The following is a 14,505-nucleotide window of genomic DNA, read 5'->3' as shown; positions in this document are numbered from 1 at the left end:
ACATGAAGGGGCCTTTCGCCGCTGTCCTTCTTTCCCTGTCCCTGCTGGGTGGTTGCGTGACCGTGCCCCAGGGCACCGACTTCCCCGCCCCCGACAAGGCCGCCAGCCCTGCCCGGCAAAGCGTCGCCCTCGCCCGTGTCGAGGTGACCGACAAGACCTTCGTCAAGTGGAACGCCGGGAAGACCGAGTCCAACGGCATGACCCTGAGCCTGGGAAACTACCTCAAGGCCAGCAACCGCTTCAGCGACGTGCGCATGCCCGGGCAGGCCATCGCCCCGGACGACCAGGTGCTGTCGTTCAGCTTCGACACCTACAACGTCCACCGTCGTCCCTACGGCGGGTACTTCCCTTTCGCCATCGTGACCCTGACCGGCTACATCTGGTTCGGCGGCACCACCCACATCGACGAGTCCAACGTCAGCGGCCGCCTCCAGGTGAGCGACGCCCAGGGCAAGCTGCTCTACAGCTACCAGACCCGCCAGTACGGCGAGCGCAGCATTTCGCTCTACTCGCTGGGCCCGGTCAGTGGCGGCCCCGAACGCCAGGGCGCACTCGCCGACCTGCTCGACCAATACCAATCCGATCTTGGAAAACAAACGAAATGACCCACGTCCTGCGCATCACCACCCTCCTCCTGGGCCTGGCCCTGCTCACCGGCTGTGCCGGCTTCCGTTCGGGCGAGACAGAGAATCTCGGCAACTGGCCGCAAGCCGGGGAACAGAAGCCCTCGCTGCGCTACGTAGTGGAAGGCAAGGTCAAGATGAACGACGTCGATGGCGCCGTGCAGCCGGCCACCGTAAAAGCCTGGTCCGACATCACCGGCAAGGCCTACAAGGAATCGAACCTGTTCTCCTCGGTCACCGAAGGCTTCGGTGACGCCGACATCACCGCCGAGGTGAAGGTGACCAACGACGGCCACGGCAGCATGGCGCTGGCCTTCATCAGCGGCCTGACCCTGATGGTGGTGCCGTCCACCGCCGAGGACCGCGTGATCACCCAGACCACCTACCGCAGCCGCGACGGCAAGGTGCTGGCCGAGGTGACCAAGCAGGACAGCGTGCGCACCTGGATGCAGATCCTGCTGTTCCCCGGCGTCGTGGTCGCCAACCCGTTCAGCAAGATCAACCAGATCCACTACGACAACAACAAGGCGACCATCCTCGACGCCAGCAAGAACGGCGTGTTCTGACCCGCCCGCCAGGCCATGAAGAAGGCCCGCAATTGCGGGCCTTTTTCGTTTGGGGTGATGGGCCGGAGGATGGGTGAGCCTGGGGCCTGGCAATCGCGGTTTCGCTGCGCTCCACCCACCCGACCAAGAGCACCCTCATGCTGCGCTGTCTAGTCCTGAAATAGGTTTACACCTTTCAGGTCAGGCTCCAGACCTCAAAACGCCCGATGCACCGCATTGGGCGTTTTGTATTTCAGAGCCAGGTGAGGCCGCTCCCGGTTATAGATATCGACGGCTTCGCGCACCATGCGGCGCGCCTGTCCGAGGTCGGTGGGTGGGTGCTCCAGCAACTCGTTCTTCAGGATGCCGTTGACGCGCTCAGCCAGCGCATTCTGGTAACAGTCGTAACCATCGGTCATCGAGCAGGTTGCCCCGTGCTGCGCGTGCAGGCGCTGGTACAGCTCCGAGCAGTACTGGATGCCTCGGTCGGAGTGATGCACCAGGGGGTTCCGCGTCGTGCGGTACCGCAGCGCCTGGCTGTAGGCTCGGGCCACCGACTCGGCATGCAGGCTGTCGTGGACGTGATGGCCGACGATCTTGCGCGAATAGGCATCGGTGACCAGGCTCAGGTAAAGCGGACCGCTCTGGCTCGGCAAATAGGTGATATCCGCCACCCATACCTGTTCCGGGGCGCAGGGCAACACCTGCTGTGGCCCTGGCTTGAGCAGATTCGGATGACGATAGAACCGGTGAAAGCTGTGGGTGGTCTTGTGGTACGCCCGCTTGGGTTTGACCAGCAGGCGATGCTCCGCCAGCACCCTAAACAGGCGATCCCGACCCACATGGAACGCGATCCTGGCCTGATCCTGCAGCAAAAAATGCAACTTGCGCGTTCCCAGACGGGGCTGCCGCATCCGTACCTCACGCACGACCTGGGCAATCAGCGAATCTTGCTCGGAACGCCGGTCCGCCGAGCGGTTGCGCTGGTAATAGGCTTGGCGACTCAAGCCCATGAACTGGCAAGCCCTGCTAACGCTCAGCGCCGGGACTTGCCTTTGCGTGAGGACTTGCCGGGACGCTTTTTTACAACGGATACGCCGTAGTCGTTCTTCAGTACAGTCACGACCGCCTCGAAGAACTGGGCCTTCTGGCTCATGACTTCCAGCTGCTGCTCCAGCTCCTTGATGCGCTGCTCCGGCGTCAGTGGCAGGTTGGGTTCGGACATCGGCTTGCTCCTGGCGGATCGAATGGAAGCTCCCTGACTCCAGTCCTGCCGGCCATGCTTGCGTAACCACACCAGCACCGTCGATCGGCCCTGGATGCCGTAGCGAGCCTGAGCCTCTTTGTAGCTCATTTCGCCTTTTTCGACCTGATCGACCACTGCCAGTTTAAAAGCCTGTGTGTAATCACGCTGACTGCGACGGATACCTTCTGCCATCGGGGTTCTCCTGAAATAAGGGCGAAGGTGTAAACCTTATTCAGGACGGGACACGCCCATGAAAAAGGCCCGCTTACGCGGGCCTTTCCGGGGTGCTTCACGCGCCTCAGGCGGAGAGTTCCACCAGCAGCTTGTTCAGGCGGCGCACGTAGGCGGCCGGGTCCTTCAGGCTGTCGCCGGCGGCCAGGGCGGCCTGGTCGAAGAGGATGTGGGACAGCTCGCCGAAGCGCTCTTCATCCTGCTCGTTGTCCAGCTTCTCGATCAGCGGGTGGCTGGGGTTGAACTCGAAGATGGGCTTGGAGTCCGGCACCTTCTGCCCGCTGGCTTCGAGGATCTGGCGCATCTGCAGGCCCAGGTCCTGTTCGCCGATGGCGAGGATCGCCGGGGAGTCGGTCAGGCGGTGCGAGACGCGCACTTCCGAGACGTCATCGCCGAGGGCGGCCTTGAGGCGCTCGACCAGCCCTTCCTTGGCCTTGGCCACTTCTTCCTGGGCCTTCTTGTCCTCTTCCGAGTCCAGCTTGCCGAGGTCGAGGTCGCCGCGTGCCACGTCGGCGAAGTGCTTGCCGTCGAATTCGGTGAGGTAGCTCATCAGCCACTCGTCGATGCGGTCGGTGAGCAGCAGCACTTCGATGCCTTTCTTGCGGAAGACTTCCAGGTGCGGGCTGTTCTTCACCTGGGCGTAGGATTCGCCGGTGAGGAAGTAGACCTTGTCCTGGCCTTCCTTCATGCGGCCGATGTAGTCGGCCAGGGAGACGCTCTGCTCGCCGCTTTCGTCGCTGGTGGAGGCGAAGCGCAGCAGGCCGGCGATCTTCTCCTTGTTGGCGAAGTCCTCCGCCGGGCCTTCCTTGAGGACCTGGCCGAAGTTCTTCCAGAAGCCCTTGTATTGCTCGGGCTCGTTCTTGGCCAGTTTCTCCAGCATGTCCAGTACGCGCTTGGTCAGCGCCGACTTCATGGAGTCGATCACCGGGCCGCTCTGGAGGATCTCGCGGGAGACGTTCAGGGACAGGTCGTTGGAGTCCACCACGCCCTTGATGAAGCGCATGTACAAGGGCAGGAACTGTTCGGCCTGATCCATGATGAATACGCGCTGGACGTAGAGCTTGAGGCCTCGCGGCGCTTCACGCTGGTACAGGTCGAACGGCGCACGGGCCGGGACGTACAGCAGGGAGGTGTATTCCAGCTTGCCCTCGACCTTGTTGTGGCTCCAGGACAGCGGGTTCTCGAAGTCGTGGGCGACGTGCTTGTAGAACTCCTGGTATTCCTCGTCCTTCACCTCGGTGCGCGGACGGGTCCAGAGGGCGCTGGCGCGGTTGACGGTCTCCCACTCGGGCTCGGCCGGCTTGTCCTTCTCTTCGCCGTAGTGCTCTTTCGGCAGTTCGATGGGCAGGGCGATGTGGTCGGAGTATTTCTTGATGACGTTGCGCAGGCGCCAGCCATCGGCGAACTCTTCCTCGCCGGCTTTCAGGTGCAGGACGATGCGGGTGCCGCGCTCGGCCTTCTCGATGCTGGCGATGTCGAACTCGCCCTCGCCTTTCGACGACCAGTGCACGCCCTCGGCGGCGGAGAGGCCGGCGCGACGGGTGAACACGTCCACCTTGTCGGCGACGATGAAGGCGGAGTAGAAGCCCACGCCGAACTGGCCGATCAGGTGCGAGTCCTTCTTCTGGTCGCCCGACAGGTTCTTCAGGAAGTCGGCGGTGCCGGACTTGGCGATGGTGCCCAGGTGGGCGATGACTTCATCGCGGCTCATGCCGATGCCGTTGTCGTCGAGGGTGACGGTCTTGGCGTCCTTGTCGAAGCTCACGCGGATCTTCAGCTCGGCGCCGCCTTCGAGCAGCTCCGGCTTGGCCAGCGCTTCGAAACGCAGCTTGTCGGCTGCGTCGGAGGCGTTGGAGATCAGCTCGCGCAGGAAGATTTCCTTGTTGGAGTACAAGGAATGGATCATCAGGTGAAGCAGTTGCTTCACTTCGGTCTGGAAGCCCAGGGTTTCTTTTTGAGTCTCCACACTCATGGTCGTCTAACTCCACGGATGATATAGGCCGCGACTGCGGCGGATGTCATCCAGATGGGGGCTTGCTGTTCAATTTCAAGGGCTTGCATGGAGGGCGTCGACGACCGCCCGGGCGGGCGGCCGTGACGGCGGGGGTCAGGGCTCGAGCAGCTCGATGCGGGCGATCTCTTCGGGGCGCAGCACGAAGCTGGCCTCGCCCTGCCCGGAGATGTTGCGGCGGATGATGATCTGGCCGGCACCGTTGATGCCGTTGAAGCGCCCTTCGGCCAGGCTGCCACGCTGGGTCTGCACGCGCATGGCGAGGTTCTGGTAGTGGTTGGGGTTGTTCAGCAGGCGCTCCAGGGAGAAGCGCTGGCGCCGGTCGGCCGGACGCGAGGTGCGTTCGGCCGGGGCGTCCTCGGCCTTGGCGCTGGCGGTCTCGGGCTTGGATTCGACCGCTGGCAAGGCCGGGAAGCGGTCGCCCCGGATGGCCCAGCCGCGCAGGTCGCTGCGGATGAACTGCAGCGGCAGGCGCTGGGCGGTGCCGTCGATGCGGGCGTCGACTTCCAGCTCCAGTTCGCGCGCGGGCAGGCTGGCGGTCGGCAGCCGTGCCACTTCGACCTGGCGGGTGGCGAAACGGCGCTGCAGGTAGTCGCGGGCGACGTAGTGCAGGGTGTCCATGGAGTCGTGGCGCAGGTCGACCTGCCCGTCCCGGTAGCGCAGGCGGTCGGTGAACAGCTCGACCTCACCGCTAAGGGTGGTGTGGAACTGCGGCGGCAGCACCAGGTGGAAGGCACCGGCGAGGGTGTTCGGGCCGCGCCGCTTGAGGTCCAGGTGCAGGGTGTAGCCCCTGCCCAGGCGTCGCGCCTCGGGCAGCTCCTGCTCGGGCAGCAGCCAGCTGATCTCGACCTCGGGCTTGCTGCCGGCGTCTTCGGGCAGCACGTCCAGGCGCAGTTCGTCCCCGGGTTGCTGGCCCAGGCGGATGCTCACCTCGCGGCGGGCGAAGAAGTCCTGGCCTTCACGCAGGCTGAGCACGCCATCGATGAGCTCGGCCTGCTGGGGCTGGAAGGGCTGGCCGTTGAGCTCGCCGCGCAGGTCGATGGCCAGTTCGCTCGGCGCCTTGCGCTCGCCCTTGAGCCATTCGAGGCTGACCAGGGCGTGCAGGCGCTCGGGGTCGCGGTTGGCCAGGAGGGTCAGCCCGACGATCAGCGGGATGACGCCGAGGGCCGCGAGCATCACCGCCTTGCGCGCGGTGCGCCAGTGCGCGGCGATGTAGCCGAGGGTGAGCGGCGGCAACAGGCTGCCGATCCCCCACAGCAGGCTGGTACCGAAGGCGAGCATGACCAGCCAGACGAGGCTGGCGAGGATCAGCAGCAGCCCGCCGAGTATCAGTAGTGCATCCATCCAGGATTCCTTGGTGCGTGACCGGGCGTATCGCACCCGGCCACGGGTCAGGGTTCGTCGACCTTGAAGTGGGCGCGGGCGGTGGCGATGGGCTCGGTCTGGTTGGTCTGCCAGGCGGTGATGGCAACGTTGGCGACGCGACGGCCTTGTCGCCAGACCTGGCAGGTGGCGAAGGTGTCACGATAGTGCCCGGCGCGTAGGTAATCTATCGAGAAGTCGATGATTTTGGGCAAATGTGGAATGCCCATGAACATCAGCAGGTGGAGCATCGCGGCGTGCTCCATGAAGCCGGCGATCACGCCGCCGTGGATGGCCGGCAAGGTCGGGTTGCCGATGTTGTCCTTGTTCGCCGGCAGGCGGAACACCATGTCCTCCCCCAGGCGCAGGCATTCGATGCCCAGCAGCTTGGCGTAGGGGATCAGGCACACCAGCGAGTCGTAGTCGTTCTTCTCGTGGGCTTCTCGTACCAGGGCGTCGAGATCGAGCTTCATGCCGCGCTCCCCTTCTTCAGCTGGCTGGGCTTGCCCATGCGCATGAAGGCACCGACCACATGGGCGATGGGCTGCTCCGGGTCGTCCTGGTAGGCATAGCCGCGGGTGAAGATGACGTTGGGCGTGACGCGGTAGCACTCGGCGAAACCAAAGACGTCCTTGTTCGGCTCGGCCGGGTGCATGTAGTCGATGCGCAGGTCGAGGGTCGGGCAGATCTCGAACTCCGGGAGCACGCAGACGGTGGAGATGCCGCAGGTGGTGTCCATCAGGGTGGTGATGGCGCCGCCATGGATGACGCCGGTTTCCGGGTTGCCGATGATCCGCTCGCTGTAGGGCAGGCACAGGGTCAGGCCCCGGCTGTCGGCATCGTGCACGCGCAGGCCGAGCACCTGGCAGTGGCGCAGCACGGACAGGAAGCGCTGGGCATTGTCGAGAATGGGGTTGTCGCTCATCCGGTGGTTCCATGGCGTTGGCGTGAAGGCGCGCATGATACAGCGCGGCCCGCCGCCGGGGCGATCCGGCTGAACTTCCGGGGCACAGGGGGACTCGAAAGCTCGTCGTGCAACAACCGAGACCAAGGAGACCCCCCATGCACAAGTCCTATGCCTATGCCCTGCTGATCGCCGCGAGCCTGGGCCTCGCCGCCTGCGACAAACCCGCTGACGACAAGGCCGCCCAGCCGAGCGAAACCCCGCCCGCCGCCACCCAGCCGGCACCTGGCGGTGCCCCGCAGACCCCGGCTCCGGCCCCCTCCACCCCGGCTGCGCCGAGCACCGCACCGGAAGCCGCCCCGCAGGGTGGCCAGCCCAGCGGCCAGCAGTAACAGCGGCAGCCGCCAGCCCTTGCGCCATGCGGGCTGGCGGCAACTCGAGGAACTAAAGCGAAACGCCTGGGCTCCAAACGGCACGCGATGAGGCCACTCATCCCGCCCCTAGAGAACCAGGAGACATACCGTGCTCAATCCCCTTCCCTATGCCCTGATCCTGGCCGTGACCCTCGGCCTGGCAGCCTGCGAAAAGACCCCGGAAGACAAGATGGAAGCGGCCAAGGAATCGGCATCCGAAGCCATGGAATCCCTGGGCGACGCGGCGAAGGAAAGCGGCGAGGCGGCCGAACGGAAGGCCGACCCGATCACCGGTCACGAACCCACCGCCGGCGAGAAGGCCGAAGAGGCCGCCGATGACATCGGCGATGCGGTGGAAGGCGCCGGCGACGAAGCCAAGGACGCCATCGACGGCAAGTGACCCCAGGCTCCATCCCCCAACGCAAAGGCCCGCATCATGCGGGCCTTCTCGTATCTGCCGGGTGCCAGTCGGTCGCCCCCGCCTGCGCGGGGGTGACGATGAGTCAGAGCACCGGGCTGAGCATCAACAGCAGGCAGCACACGAGCCCGACCACCCATACCAGGCTGCGCAGCAGGTGGATGTCGTTCCAGTAGAGGAACAGGTAGATCACCCGGGAGACGATGAACACCAGCGCCAGCAGGTCGATCAGCCAGCCACGGGTGTCGGTGGTGTGGGCCATCAGCACGCCGGCGGCGAACAGCGGGAAGATCTCGATGCTGTTGAGGTGCGCCCCCAGCGCACGACCGCCGAAGCCGGTCAGGCGGGATTGCTGGGCCCGGGGGTGGTGGTTGTCGTAGCCGCCGCCCTCCTCCTTCATGGCCCTGGCCACGGGAATCTTGGCGATGTAGATCAGCAGGGCAGCGAAGAACACGCACCAGAACGGAATACTCATTCGTTTTTCTCCTTCGGCGGCTCCGCCGCCTGTGTCGTCGGGGTGTACACCATCACCTCTAGCACAGCGGAGTGGAATTCGCGTCGATACAGCACCAGGACCACGCCTGCGGTGATCAGCATGAAGAACCAGGGGTTGATGAACCAGGCCAGCATGGCCAGGCCGAAGTAGTAGCTGCGCAGGCCGAGGTTGAACTGGTTGGCCGCGAGCGAGATGACCCGCGCGGTGCGCACGGCGAAGTCCTTGCGTTCCTGGTCGCCGACGTTGCGCTCGCCGATCATCGGCGCCGCCCCCACCAGTACGGCGGCGAAGTTGTACTGGCGCATGCACCAGCTGAAGGTGAAGAAGGAGTAGACGAACACCACGGCGATGGCCAGCAGCTTGACCTCGGAGATGCCCCGGCTGGCGGGCTCGACGTACGGCAGGTCGGCGAGGATGGAGACGGCGCGGTCGGTGGAGCCGAGCACGGTGAGCACGCCGGCGAGGATGATGAGGGTGCTGGAGGCGAAGAAGGAGGCGTTGCGCTCCAGGTTGCCGATCACGCTGGCGTCGGCGATGCGGTTGTCGCGCAGCAGCAGGCGGCGCATCCAGTCTTCGCGATACAGGTGCATGACCGAGGCGAGGCACGGGGTGTCCCTGCCCTTCCAGGTGGCGTAGCGGGTGTAGCCACCCCAGCAGAGGATGAACCAGAGGATGGCCAGCAGGTTCCACAGGTAGTGGAAGTCGATCAGCTCGGAAATGTCGTTCATGGGTGGCCTGGTGCGGATAAGGGGAACCGCCCTGTAGACGTCAACGCCGCCGGGGAAGACACCCGGTCACCGACGCAACACCGCACCCGCTTTCAACCAGGCGCGGTGGCAGGGGCAGCCATGAAAAAGGCCACCCGCAGGTGGCCTCTCAAAGGGTGCGAAGCGGCTCAGGCCGGCGCGACGGCGGGGCGGCCCGCCAGGCGGTCGGCGATAACCGCCAGCACCAGGACCAGCAGCACCGGCAGCAGCCAGGCCAGGCTCTGGCTGGAGAACGGCAGGTGCTCGATGAAGGACGGTACCAACGACTTGAAGCCGGCAGCGCCCAGGCCGTCGATGAGGCCGAAGACGAGGGCAACGAGCATCGTGGGCACGAAGACGCGACGCGACGACAGCCACAGGCGATTGCAGAGGCTCAATGCCACCAGGACGATCGCCAGGGGATACAGCCCCACCAGCACAGGCACCGAGAAGGCGATCAGCTGGGTCAGCCCCTGGTTGGCCACCAGCAGGCTGAACGCGGCCAGCCCCAGTACCACGGTGCGGTAGGAGACCGGCAGGATGCGGCTGAAGAACTCGCCGCACGCGGTCAGCAGGCCGACGGCGGTGGTCAGGCAGGCCAGGGTGATGACCACGGCCAGCAGCAGGCTGCCGACGGTGCCGAAGGTGTGCTGAACGTAGGCGGTGAGGATCTGTACACCGTTCTGTGCGTCACCGGCGATGCCCTGGCTGGTGGCTCCCAGATAGAAGAGCGCGAGGTAGACGGCGGCCAGTCCGGAAGCAGCGATGATCCCGGCTATGACGGAGTAGCGAGTAACCAGGCCGGCATCTTCGACACCGTGGTCGCGGATGGCCGTGGCGATGACGATGCCGAATACCAGCGCACCCAGGGTGTCCATGGTCAGGTAGCCCTGCAGGAAACCTTCCACCAGCGGCGCGGCCTGGTAAGCCTGCGAGGTGCTGCCGATGGGACCGGCCGGCATGCTCATCGCGGCACCGCCCAGAACCAGCAGCGCCGCCAGCAGCACAGGGGTGATGAACTTGCCGATGCTGTCCACCAGCTTGCCGGGATTCAGGGCCAGGAAGAGCACGGCACCGAAGTACAGCACGCTGTAGGTGAACAGTGCGATGCCGCTTTCTCCGGTGAATGGCGCAACACCCATCTCGAAGGAAACCACGGCGGTACGCGGGGTGGCGAAAAGAGGCCCTATGGCCAGGTACACGGCTACCGCGAAGGCCAGGCCGGCAGCCTTGCCGAGCGGCGCGGTGAGGCGGTCCATGCCGCCCCCGACACGTGCCAGGGCGACCACGGTGAGCAGCGGCAGGCCGACGCCGGTGAGCAGGAAGCCGAGCGCGGCGCGCCAGACGTTTTCACCCGCAGCCATGCCGGCGCTGGGCGGAAAAATGATGTTGCCGGCGCCAAGGAACAGCGCGAATGTCATGAAGCCGAGGGCCAGGAGGTCCGAGCCTTTCAAACGAGTCATAGGGAGGAATACCACAGGCAGAATTTCATAGTTTCAGAGGGTTTCCCCGGGGTACGGGAAACGTCATCCATCCGTTTTGGGATCGACCATGGGTGCCCGTTCCCTGCCCTTGTGGAGCCTGGCGAGCTTGAGGGGTGCAAGACTAGCGATTTGTTCAGCCTACCGGCACTGACATGCATCAGCCTGTCGACAGGACTTAACTATCTGTCGCCTGAAGAACAGGCGCGAAAAAACACAAAGGCCACCCGAAGGTGGCCTTTGCTCAGATCGGAAAGCCTTAGGCCTTCTTCACTTCCCAGCCGGTCAGCTCGGCCAGGGCCTTGCCGATGTCGGCCAGGGAACGCACGGTCTTCACACCCGCGTCCTGCAGGGCGGCGAACTTCTCGTCCGCAGTGCCCTTGCCGCCGGAGATGATGGCGCCGGCGTGGCCCATGCGCTTGCCGGGCGGTGCGGTGACACCGGCGATGTAGGACACCACCGGCTTGGTCACGTTGGCCTTGATGAAGGCAGCGGCTTCTTCTTCAGCGGAACCGCCGATCTCACCGATCATGACGATCGCTTCGGTCTTCGGGTCTTCCTGGAACAGCTTCAGGATGTCGATGAAGTTGGAGCCCGGGATCGGGTCGCCACCGATGCCCACGCAGGTGGACTGGCCGAAGCCGGCGTCGGTGGTCTGCTTCACGGCTTCATAGGTCAGGGTGCCGGAACGCGACACGATGCCTACCTTGCCCGGCAGGTGGATGTGACCCGGCATGATGCCGATCTTGCACTCGCCAGGAGTGATCACGCCCGGGCAGTTCGGGCCGATCAGGCGTACGCCCAGCTCGTCGCACTTGACCTTGGCTTCCAGCATGTCGATGGTCGGGATGCCTTCGGTGATGCAGACGATCAGCTTGATGCCGCCGAAAGCCGCTTCGAGGATGGAATCCTTGCAGAACGGAGCCGGAACGTAGATCACCGATGCGTCGGCGCCGGTGGCTTCCACGGCTTCCTTGACGGTGTTGAACACCGGCAGGCCGAGGTGGGTGGTGCCGCCCTTGCCGGGGGTCACGCCGCCAACCATCTTGGTGCCGTAGGCGATGGCTTGCTCGGAGTGGAAGGTGCCCTGCGAGCCGGTGAAGCCCTGGCAGATTACTTTGGTGTCTTTATTGATCAGGACGCTCATTACTTACCCTCCGCGGCCTTGACGACCTGCTGGGCAGCGTCGGTCAGGCTGGTCGCAGCGATGATGTTCAGACCGCTTTCGGCCAGTACCTTGGCGCCGAGTTCGGCGTTGTTGCCTTCCAGGCGGACGACCACCGGGATCTTCACGCCGACTTCCTTCACTGCACCGATGATGCCTTCGGCAATCATGTCGCAACGAACGATACCGCCGAAGATGTTCACCAGTACGGCAGCTACGTTGCTGTCGGACAGGATGATCTTGAAGGCTTCGGTCACGCGCTCCTTGGTAGCGCCGCCGCCGACGTCGAGGAAGTTGGCAGGCTTGCCACCGTGCAGGTTGACGATGTCCATGGTGCCCATGGCCAGGCCAGCGCCGTTGACCATGCAGCCGATGTTGCCTTCCAGCGCGACGTAGTTCAGTTCCCACTTCTGCGCATGGGCTTCACGCGCGTCGTCCTGGGACGGGTCGTGCATGGCGCGCAGCTTGGGCTGGCGGTACATGGCGTTGCTGTCGATGTTGATCTTGGCGTCCAGGCAGTGCAGGTTGCCGTCGGCCTTGATCACCAGCGGGTTCACTTCCAGCAGGGCCAGGTCGTAGTCCTGGAACAGCTTGGCCAGGTTCACGAAGATGTGGGTGAACTGCTTGATCTGGTCGCCTTGCAGGCCCAGTTGGAAGGCCAGTTCACGACCCTGGTAGGGCTGAGCGCCGACCAGCGGGTCAACGGTGGCCTTGAGGATCTTCTCGGGAGTCTCGTGGGCTACTTTCTCGATGTCCACGCCACCTTCGGTGGAGGCCATGAACACGATGCGGCGGCTGGAACGGTCTACCACGGCGCCCAGGTACAGTTCCTTGGCGATATCGGTGCAGGACTCGACCAGGATCTTGCTGACCGGCTGGCCGTTGGCGTCGGTCTGGTAGGTCACCAGGCGCTTGCCGAGCCAGTTGGCGGCGAACGCCTTGGCGTCGTCCTTGCTCTTGACCAGCTTCACGCCGCCCGCTTTACCGCGGCCGCCGGCGTGGACCTGGGCCTTGACGACCCACTCGCTGCCACCGATTTTTTCGCAGGCTTCTGCGGCTTCTTCCGGGGTATCCACGGCGAAGCCCTTGGATACGGGCAGGCCGTACTCAGCGAACAGCTGCTTACCCTGATATTCGTGGAGATTCATGCTTGTCTACCGTCTTCGTTTGGGTATTGCCCATTCGGCGCTGCATTCGTGGTGCCGCGCCACCTGTGACTGCTTCTGAAGGCAGTCCGGCGGGCTTTCCGCGGTGAGCCCCTGAGGGACTCACGACGGGTGGCCCGCCGTGGTTCTTCTGTCAGGAATCCGCTGGGGAGGCCGCAACAGGGCGCGGCATCCCCGGCTGATTTCTCAACGCTTCTTGCGGTTGGCGATGTGGATCGCGTGGCCGTTCACGGCCAGGGCCGCTTCGTGCAGCGCCTCGGACAGGGTCGGGTGCGAGAAGACCATCATGCCCAGGTCTTCGGCGCTGGTGCCGAACTCCATGCCGATCGCGCCTTGCTGTACCAGCTCGGCTGCGCTCGGGCCGATCACGTGGACGCCCAGGACGCGGTCGGTCTTGGCATCGGCGATGACCTTGACCAGGCCGGTGGTGTCGTTGGCAGCCATGGCGCGACCGCTGGCCGCGAAGGGGAAGGTGCCGACGTTGACTTCGACGCCTTCGGCCTTCAGGGACTGCTCGGTCTTGCCGACCCACGCGATTTCCGGGTGGGTGTAGATCACCGACGGGATCAGGTCGTAGTTCATCTGGGCTTTGTGGCCGGCGATGCGCTCGGCGACCATGATGCCCTCTTCCGACGCCTTGTGGGCCAGCATCGCGCCACGCACCACGTCGCCGATGGCGAAGACGCCGGGAACGGAGGTCTTGCAGTGGTCGTCGACGTAGATGTAGCCGCGCTCGTCAAGGGTAACGCCGCTGTCGGCAGCCAGCAGGTCGGTGGTGACCGGACGACGACCAACGGCAACGATCAGCTTGTCGAACACCTGCTTCTGCTCGCCTTCGGCGTCGGTGAAGCTGACGGTGACCTGCTTCTTCTTAACTTCGGTACCGGTGACACGGGCGCCCAGGCGGATCTTCAGGCCCTGCTTGGTGAGGACCTTGAGGGCTTCCTTGGCGATCTGCTCGTCAGCGGCCGGGAGGAACTTGTCCAGGGCTTCCAGTACGGTGACTTCGGCACCCAGGCGGGCCCATACGGAGCCCAGCTCCAGGCCGATCACGCCAGCGCCGATCACGCCGAGCTTCTTCGGCACGGCCTGGAAGTCCAGGGCGCCGGTGGAGTCGACGATGACGTCCTGGTCGATGGGAGCCGGGGGGATTTCCACCGGGCGGGAGCCGGATGCCAGGATCACGTTCTCGGCCTGGACGATCTGGGTCTTGCCGTCGGAACCGGTGACTTCGACCTGCTTGTTGGCCAGCAGCTTGCCGTGGCCTTCCAGCAGGGTGACGCCGTTGGCCTTGAACAGGGTGCTCACGCCGCCGGTCAGGTTCTTAACGATGCCGTTCTTACGCGCGACCATGGCCGGTACGTCGATGCTGACGCCCTTGGCTTCGATGCCATGGATTTTGAAGCCATCGATGGCCTCGTGGTACTTGTAGGAGCTGTCCAGCAGCGCCTTCGACGGAATGCAGCCGACGTTCAGGCAGGTACCGCCCAGAGCGGTCTTGCCGTCCTTGTCCTGGTATTTCTCGATGCAGGCGGTCTTCAGGCCCAGTTGGGCTGCCTTGATGGCCGCGACGTAACCGCCGGGGCCCGCACCAATCACTACCACGTCGAATTTCTGGGTCATAACGTTCTCCTAAGCCTCGAGCTTCGAGCGGCAAGCCACGGGCCGGGCTGCGATGTTCTGCAGCTTGCGGCGTGT

At 64.6% G+C, this 14,505-nt stretch carries 15 protein-coding genes; 4 read left to right on the top strand and 11 right to left on the bottom strand.

Annotation, left to right across the window (positions count from 1 at the left end; translation table 11 throughout):
• Positions 1-2: 2 nt before the first annotated feature.
• Both PHLH3_RS11010 and PHLH3_RS11005 read left to right on the top strand, forming a co-directional pair.
• Positions 3-605: a hypothetical protein gene (locus PHLH3_RS11010; protein WP_213629221.1), complete on the top strand. Its 603-nt coding sequence runs from the start codon at positions 3-5 to the stop codon at positions 603-605.
• Positions 602-1,189: a hypothetical protein gene (locus PHLH3_RS11005; RefSeq protein ID WP_213629220.1), complete on the top strand. Its 588-nt coding sequence runs from the start codon at positions 602-604 to the stop codon at positions 1,187-1,189. Before PHLH3_RS11010 ends, PHLH3_RS11005 begins: the two co-directional genes overlap by 4 nt.
• Before the next feature lie 194 nt (positions 1,190-1,383).
• Here the strand turns inward: PHLH3_RS11005 and PHLH3_RS11000 are convergent.
• The 5 genes from PHLH3_RS11000 to PHLH3_RS10980 all read right to left on the bottom strand — a co-directional run bounded on the left by PHLH3_RS11000 (position 1,384) and on the right by PHLH3_RS10980 (position 6,943).
• A protein-coding gene (locus PHLH3_RS11000; protein ID WP_213629219.1) for an IS3 family transposase occupies positions 1,384-2,606 on the bottom strand; the annotation gives its coding sequence in 2 pieces (ribosomal slippage) (positions 1,384-2,243 and positions 2,243-2,606; 1,224 coding nt in all).
• Between the two features lie 106 nt (positions 2,607-2,712).
• Positions 2,713-4,617, bottom strand: a complete 1,905-nt coding sequence (gene htpG, locus PHLH3_RS10995) for a molecular chaperone HtpG (RefSeq protein WP_213629218.1) — start codon at positions 4,615-4,617, stop codon at positions 2,713-2,715.
• A 135-nt stretch (positions 4,618-4,752) separates the two neighbouring features.
• Positions 4,753-6,000: an MFS transporter gene (locus PHLH3_RS10990; RefSeq protein ID WP_213629217.1), complete on the bottom strand. Its 1,248-nt coding sequence runs from the start codon at positions 5,998-6,000 to the stop codon at positions 4,753-4,755.
• A gap of 47 nt (positions 6,001-6,047) precedes the next feature.
• Positions 6,048-6,491: a PaaI family thioesterase gene (locus tag PHLH3_RS10985; protein WP_111262884.1), complete on the bottom strand. Its 444-nt coding sequence runs from the start codon at positions 6,489-6,491 to the stop codon at positions 6,048-6,050.
• A complete protein-coding gene (locus PHLH3_RS10980; RefSeq protein WP_173179504.1) occupies positions 6,488-6,943 on the bottom strand; it encodes a PaaI family thioesterase in 456 nt (151 codons plus the stop codon). Before PHLH3_RS10980 ends, PHLH3_RS10985 begins: the two co-directional genes overlap by 4 nt.
• A gap of 137 nt (positions 6,944-7,080) precedes the next feature.
• Here PHLH3_RS10980 and PHLH3_RS10975 point away from each other — a divergent pair, with 137 nt between their 5' ends.
• Together PHLH3_RS10975 and PHLH3_RS10970 are read left to right on the top strand one after the other, a co-directional pair.
• A complete protein-coding gene (locus tag PHLH3_RS10975; RefSeq protein WP_213629216.1) occupies positions 7,081-7,314 on the top strand; it encodes a hypothetical protein in 234 nt (77 codons plus the stop codon).
• 130 nt (positions 7,315-7,444) lie between these two features.
• Entirely contained in the window at positions 7,445-7,735 is a 291-nt protein-coding gene (locus PHLH3_RS10970; protein WP_213629215.1) for a hypothetical protein, read from the top strand.
• A gap of 103 nt (positions 7,736-7,838) precedes the next feature.
• Here the strand turns inward: PHLH3_RS10970 and PHLH3_RS10965 are convergent, their stop codons facing one another.
• The 6 genes from PHLH3_RS10965 to lpdA form a co-directional block, all read right to left on the bottom strand.
• Positions 7,839-8,228 (bottom strand): MAPEG family protein, encoded by a 390-nt coding sequence (locus tag PHLH3_RS10965; RefSeq protein WP_173179509.1) that lies wholly within the window; start codon positions 8,226-8,228, stop codon positions 7,839-7,841.
• Positions 8,225-8,977 carry a DUF599 domain-containing protein gene (locus PHLH3_RS10960; RefSeq protein WP_173179511.1) on the bottom strand — a complete coding sequence of 251 codons (753 nt, stop codon included), beginning with the start codon at positions 8,975-8,977 and terminating at the stop codon, positions 8,225-8,227. The genes PHLH3_RS10965 and PHLH3_RS10960 overlap by 4 nt, the downstream gene beginning before the upstream one ends.
• Positions 8,978-9,144: 167 nt before the next feature.
• A complete protein-coding gene (brnQ, locus tag PHLH3_RS10955; protein ID WP_213629214.1) occupies positions 9,145-10,458 on the bottom strand; it encodes a branched-chain amino acid transport system II carrier protein in 1,314 nt (437 codons plus the stop codon).
• Between the two features lie 277 nt (positions 10,459-10,735).
• Positions 10,736-11,623 (bottom strand): succinate--CoA ligase subunit alpha, encoded by an 888-nt coding sequence (sucD, locus tag PHLH3_RS10950; protein ID WP_111262877.1) that lies wholly within the window; start codon positions 11,621-11,623, stop codon positions 10,736-10,738.
• Entirely contained in the window at positions 11,623-12,789 is a 1,167-nt protein-coding gene (gene sucC, locus PHLH3_RS10945; protein ID WP_111262876.1) for an ADP-forming succinate--CoA ligase subunit beta, read from the bottom strand. Before sucC ends, sucD begins: the two co-directional genes overlap by 1 nt.
• Positions 12,790-12,993: 204 nt before the next feature.
• Positions 12,994-14,430, bottom strand: coding sequence for a dihydrolipoyl dehydrogenase (lpdA, locus tag PHLH3_RS10940; protein WP_111262875.1), 1,437 nt, complete (start codon positions 14,428-14,430; stop codon positions 12,994-12,996).
• Positions 14,431-14,505: the final 75 nt, after the last annotated feature.

The sequence above is a fragment of the Pseudomonas sp. Pc102 genome (assembly GCF_018408275.1).
GTDB lineage: Bacteria > Pseudomonadota > Gammaproteobacteria > Pseudomonadales > Pseudomonadaceae > Metapseudomonas > Metapseudomonas tohonis.
This window is presented reverse-complemented; position numbering and strand designations above follow the sequence as displayed.

Coding starts and splice junctions, on each gene's coding strand:
- PHLH3_RS11010 (WP_213629221.1), top strand. CDS start 3: ATGAAGGGGCCTTTCGCCGCTGTCCTTCTTTCCCTGTCCCTGCTGGGT.
- PHLH3_RS11005 (WP_213629220.1), top strand. CDS start 602: ATGACCCACGTCCTGCGCATCACCACCCTCCTCCTGGGCCTGGCCCTG.
- htpG (WP_213629218.1), bottom strand. CDS start 4,617: ATGAGTGTGGAGACTCAAAAAGAAACCCTGGGCTTCCAGACCGAAGTG.
- PHLH3_RS10990 (WP_213629217.1), bottom strand. CDS start 6,000: ATGGATGCACTACTGATACTCGGCGGGCTGCTGCTGATCCTCGCCAGC.
- PHLH3_RS10985 (WP_111262884.1), bottom strand. CDS start 6,491: ATGAAGCTCGATCTCGACGCCCTGGTACGAGAAGCCCACGAGAAGAAC.
- PHLH3_RS10980 (WP_173179504.1), bottom strand. CDS start 6,943: ATGAGCGACAACCCCATTCTCGACAATGCCCAGCGCTTCCTGTCCGTG.
- PHLH3_RS10975 (WP_213629216.1), top strand. CDS start 7,081: ATGCACAAGTCCTATGCCTATGCCCTGCTGATCGCCGCGAGCCTGGGC.
- PHLH3_RS10965 (WP_173179509.1), bottom strand. CDS start 8,228: ATGAGTATTCCGTTCTGGTGCGTGTTCTTCGCTGCCCTGCTGATCTAC.
- PHLH3_RS10960 (WP_173179511.1), bottom strand. CDS start 8,977: ATGAACGACATTTCCGAGCTGATCGACTTCCACTACCTGTGGAACCTG.
- brnQ (WP_213629214.1), bottom strand. CDS start 10,458: ATGACTCGTTTGAAAGGCTCGGACCTCCTGGCCCTCGGCTTCATGACA.
- sucD (WP_111262877.1), bottom strand. CDS start 11,623: ATGAGCGTCCTGATCAATAAAGACACCAAAGTAATCTGCCAGGGCTTC.
- sucC (WP_111262876.1), bottom strand. CDS start 12,789: ATGAATCTCCACGAATATCAGGGTAAGCAGCTGTTCGCTGAGTACGGC.
- lpdA (WP_111262875.1), bottom strand. CDS start 14,430: ATGACCCAGAAATTCGACGTGGTAGTGATTGGTGCGGGCCCCGGCGGT.